This window comes from Algoriphagus sp., assembly GCF_024642405.1.
In the GTDB taxonomy this organism is placed as follows: Bacteria; Bacteroidota; Bacteroidia; order Cytophagales; family Cyclobacteriaceae; genus Algoriphagus.
On the sequence record NZ_JAHEBC010000295.1, the window covers coordinates 1 to 4855 of the forward strand.

The 4855-nt window shown below is 35.2% G+C and carries 4 protein-coding genes and 2 pseudogenes; all 6 read left to right on the top strand.

All coding sequences use genetic code 11. The features are described 5' to 3' along the window. Positions 1-288 (top strand): annotated as a pseudogene (locus Q0L68_RS16440) (amidohydrolase); the annotation flags it as partial. Positions 289-423: 135 nt separating this feature from the next. Further along, complete coding sequence (locus tag Q0L68_RS16445) at positions 424-1050, top strand: 7-carboxy-7-deazaguanine synthase QueE (protein WP_296705269.1); 627 nt, start codon at positions 424-426, stop codon at positions 1048-1050. A gap of 4 nt (positions 1051-1054) precedes the next feature. After that, entirely contained in the window at positions 1055-2977 is a 1923-nt protein-coding gene (locus tag Q0L68_RS16450) for an OmpA family protein (RefSeq protein ID WP_296705270.1), read from the top strand. Between the two features lie 292 nt (positions 2978-3269). Next, the gene (locus tag Q0L68_RS16455; RefSeq protein ID WP_296705273.1) at positions 3270-3512 is read left to right on the top strand and encodes a hypothetical protein; all 243 of its coding nucleotides are present in this window, start codon (positions 3270-3272) and stop codon (positions 3510-3512) included. A 188-nt stretch (positions 3513-3700) separates the two neighbouring features. After that, the gene (locus tag Q0L68_RS16460) at positions 3701-4120 is read left to right on the top strand and encodes a 6-carboxytetrahydropterin synthase (protein ID WP_296705275.1); all 420 of its coding nucleotides are present in this window, start codon (positions 3701-3703) and stop codon (positions 4118-4120) included. 84 nt (positions 4121-4204) lie between these two features. Next, a pseudogene (locus Q0L68_RS16465) lies at positions 4205-4855 on the top strand (lipid-A-disaccharide synthase); the annotation flags it as partial.

Consider the following 4855-nt stretch of genomic DNA (forward strand, 5'->3'; position numbering starts at 1 on the left):
CATAAAGGAGTTACTGCAGGAGCAAAAGCTGAAGCAATGACTATTTTAGATTTCCTTTTGAATCCTGAATTGGTCAGTGAGGCTTGGGATTATTTTGAAAATGTTCAGACAAAAGAAGAGGAGTATAAGCCAATGATTTCCGCTGATGACGAAGCTCCAATTTATTTGAATAAGCAGATTATGGATCTTTTCCGTCCAGAAATGAGGAAGTTTTATTATGATGAAACGAAATACGATACTTACTTGGAGCAATTGGGAGTGACTTATCCAACCCTCAAAAAGGATTAATTCTCAGAAGTTATAAGAATGAAAGTTTGAATGAAAAACATGCAAACTTTCATTCTTTCTTTTTTTCTGATACAAAATCTTACCTTTGCATCTGATTTTCACCAGCGGTTCAATTGCCCGCTTCAACAAAAATTCATGAAGACAGAAGAATTAATTGCAAAAGGCCTTTCGCTTCCGATCATGGAGGCATTTTATACAATACAAGGAGAAGGTAGATTCACAGGATATCCGGCTTATTTTATCCGACTTGGGGGTTGTGATGTTGGATGTGTTTGGTGTGATGTTAAAGAATCTTGGGAAGCAGGTAAGTGGCCAGTGGAAAGCATTCAGGCTATAGTGGCTGAAGCAGAAAAATATCCTGGAAGATTGGTCGTTATCACAGGTGGAGAACCTTTGATGTATGATTTGGGTCCGTTGACATCTTTATTGAAAGAAAAAGGATTCACTACCAATATCGAAACTTCTGGAGCGCATCCGTTTTCAGGTGATTTTGACTGGGTTTGCTTCTCTCCAAAGAAGTTTAAAAAACCTCATCAATCAATTTATCAAAAAGCAAATGAATTGAAAGTTGTAATCTTTCATGCTAGTGATTTTAAATTTGCAGAAGAGCATTCAAAGTTTGTAAATAAGGATTGTGAATTGCGACTTCAACCAGAATGGAGTAAAGCGTCGAAATTCACTCCTGAGATCATAAACTACACGAAATATCATCCAAATTGGAAAATTTCGCTTCAAACTCATAAATTTATGGACATACCCTAAGTCCATGAGACGAATTTTCATAGGAATTCTATTTTTAATCAATATCAATCTGACATTTGCGCAGACCTATTCTATTATTGATAGTAGGGCAATCAAATTTTTTAAAGAAGCGGAGGAACTCACTCTTGCCCGACAATATGACAAAGCAATAGAAAAATATCAAGATGCTATAAATAGAGAGTCTTCATTTCTAGAAGCTTATGTAAAGATGTCTCAATTGCTAATTACACAGGGGAGACTTGAAGAAGCTGAACAAGTTGCCGAAGCAGGAAAAAAACGTTTGGCAGGTAAAAATGCTACTGCTAAAAATGTTGCTGATTTTGGATGGCTTTTTTCAAATCTCTATATGGAGAAAGGAGAGTTCCAAAAAGCGTATGATGAATTTCAGAAAACAGATCCACTTTTTGAGGATGACTTCCGAAAGACTATGTACTACGTGCAGATGAAATCAAAAATTGATTTTTTGGGAGAACAGCTTGGGAATTCCATGTCAATTGAGAAAGAAAAACTATCAGATCCAATCAATCAATTTCCTCTTCAATATTTCCCGGTTTTGACGGCAGACGGAGAGCAAATTTTATTTACCAAAAGAGATGGAACCGGGAATTTTGACAAAGAAGATATCTACACTGCCTATTCAGAGCCAGATGGTACCTGGAACAAACCAGTGAGTATTGCCGAAACCATAAATTCCCAATACAACGAAGGGACTTGTTCCGTAACAGCAGATGGTAATATTTTGATCTACACCAGTTGTGATGCACCGGATTCAGAGGGGAGTTGCGATTTATATATTGCTTATAAGGTCAATGGAAACTGGCAAAGACCGACCAATATGGGGAAAAAAGTGAATTCAAGATCTTGGGATTCCCAACCTTCTTTGTCCGCAGACGGAAGAATTTTATTCTTTTCCTCTAATAGGAGAGGTGGATTTGGCGGAAATGACATTTGGTATAGTGTAAGGCAAAATGATGGGTCTTGGGCAGATGCTAAGAATTTGGGAAACATCGTGAATACCGCGAAAGATGAAATTTCACCTTTTATGTTTTTTAATAATGAAATTTTATTTTTCGCTTCAGATGGACATCAAGGCTTTGGAGGTATGGACATTTTTCTATCCAGAGTAAAAGGAGGGGAATTTTCCACTCCCGAAAATCTAGGATTACCCATCAACGATCATTTGGATCAAGTAGCACTTTTTATCACAGCCCAAAAAGATTATGCTTATTTCACGGAGCTAACGTCTGCAGAAAATGGGAATGATAGATCCCTTTTATATCGGTTTAAATTTCCGGAGTCGATTTACTTAGGAGAAAACCTAACTGTTACAGGAGGGAAGGTTTTCAATTCCAAAACCGGAGAACCTATTGATGCTACTCTTTCCTTAGTGTCATTGACGAATGATAGCACCCTTTACCAGTTTAAGTCGGACGGTAAAACAGGGGACTTTATGATGCTTTATCCTGATAAATCTATATCTGGGCTTTATGTTGAAAAGAAAGGTTTCATTCCAAAAATTTATAATGTGGAGCGGGATAAGCTTCAAAATGTCAAAGATTTGAATGTGGAATTAGTTCCTGTAGCCTCTGGAGAGGAATTTGTGTTTGAAAACATTTTCTTTGATTTTGATAAATTCGAACTGAAAACTGAATCCATGTCATCATTAAAAAGGCTTCTTAAGTTTTTGCAGGAAAATCCTAATGTAAATATTTTGATTACCGGGCATACTGATAATGTTGGCTCTCCAGGTTATAATCAACAATTAAGCTTACAAAGGGCTAAAAGTGTGCAGGAATACCTTGTAAATGAAGGAATGCATCCAGGAAGGGTCCTCGTTGAAGGAAAAGGAGATAAAGAGCCGGTGGTTCCAAATTCGAGTTCAGAAAACCAGGCATTGAACAGAAGAATCACTGTTAAGGTTCTTTAATTGATTAGGGGATCTTTAACTTTGGATTCATCATTTTTATGTTTTATAGTATGTCTTAATTTAAATATTGAATTAAGTTGATATAATTATAAATTATTTTAAGTATTTTTCGAATAAAAAAATAGCAAATTTTCTAAACACACAAATAACAAAATACTATTTTAAATTAAATAAGAGTTGAAGAAATATATATATAAAAAAATAACCACTAACTCTTTTTTTTAACTTTTTGATGCTTTAAGGATCCAAGATTTTTCTCCCTAACTAGGATTGAAAATTTTATTCAGATCTTGTGACGCCTCCAAAAAACAGTTATGCTCCTACTCAAGGTCAGATGTTTGTTTTTGAAGAGACTTTGTATCTAATTGATTCTGATGATAATGTGGAATCAGTGAGAAGTAAAACAAATAACATTATCAAATCCTTGCATGAAGAGGATCAAGCAGCAGCTAAAGAAATTTTAAAGGATTTCAAGCTTGATTTGAGCAGAGAAGATCATTTGACTATTTTCTTTCAAAAGCTTAATGAATCATAAAGATATTCAACTCTCAACAATTTTAAGGCCGATAATAATCGGCCTTTTTATCTTCTAACCCCTTATTTTGAATCAAATGATTTAAAAATGTTAACCTAATAAGTAAAGACCTTTATTGTGTTGATAAATCCCTTGAATTCTATTATTTTCTTTCTTTTACCTACATTTGCGTCCTATTTGAAAGAGTTATGATTTACGTTTGTCGGAAAGAACATTTTAATGCCGCTCATAAATTGTGGAACCCGAATTGGTCTGATGAGAAGAATGTGGAGGTTTTTGGTCCTTGTGCGAATGCCAATTGGCACGGCCATAATTTTGAATTGATCGTAATGGTTAAAGGATTGCCTGATCCGGATACCGGCTTTGTGGTTGATCTAAAGAAATTGAGTACCCTGATCAGAAGCTTAGTAATTGATGAGGTCGATCATAAAAATCTGAATATTGACGTTGAATTTATGAAAGGTAAACTGGCAAGTTGCGAAAATTTGGTGATGGAGTTTTGGAAGATTCTCGAACCAGCAGTGAAAGAAATTACTTCCAACGGAGGATTGCATAAATTGACTCTTTATGAAACGCCGAGGAATTTCGTAGAATATTATGGAGATTGATTTTACTTTAGAAAATAATTGAAATACAGAGTAGGTTGAAATAGCCTACTTTTCTTTTTTAAAATCATTTGATTAGCTTTTAAAATGGCCCACAGCAATAAAAAGATATATATCATTTCAGGCGAACGTTCTGGAGATCTGCATGCTTCCAATTTAGTTTATGCTTTGAAATCTAAAAATCCAGAATTGGAACTCAGAGGTATGGGAGGGAGCTATTCTGAGAAGGCTGGAGTAGACTTGGCTTTTGATTATTCTGAAGTTGCATTAATGGGCTTTTTAGAAGTGGTTTTAGGCTTTCGGAAAGTTTTGAAATACCTGAAGCTGGTGAAAAATGATATACTTTCATTTAGACCAGACGCCCTTATCCTTGTTGATTATGGGGGCTTTAACATGAAAATTGCTGCTTTTGCCAAAGAAAATAACATCCCGGTCCATTATTATATTCCTCCTAAAGTTTGGGCTTGGAATCAAAAAAGAGCTTTGAAGCTGAAAGCATTTACAGATCATATTTACTCAATTCTTCCTTTTGAAGTGGAGTTTTTTGAAAGGTTTGATTTAAAAGTCAATTATGTAGGGAATCCTCTTTTTGATGAAATAAAAAAATTTAAACAGCACGAGTTTTTCTTCCAAAAGAATGATCTTAATTATCAGCCCATCATTGCATTGCTCCCAGGTAGTCGAAAGCAGGAAATAAACGCCATGCTAAATAGAATGGTTGATTTGGTGACGGAATTT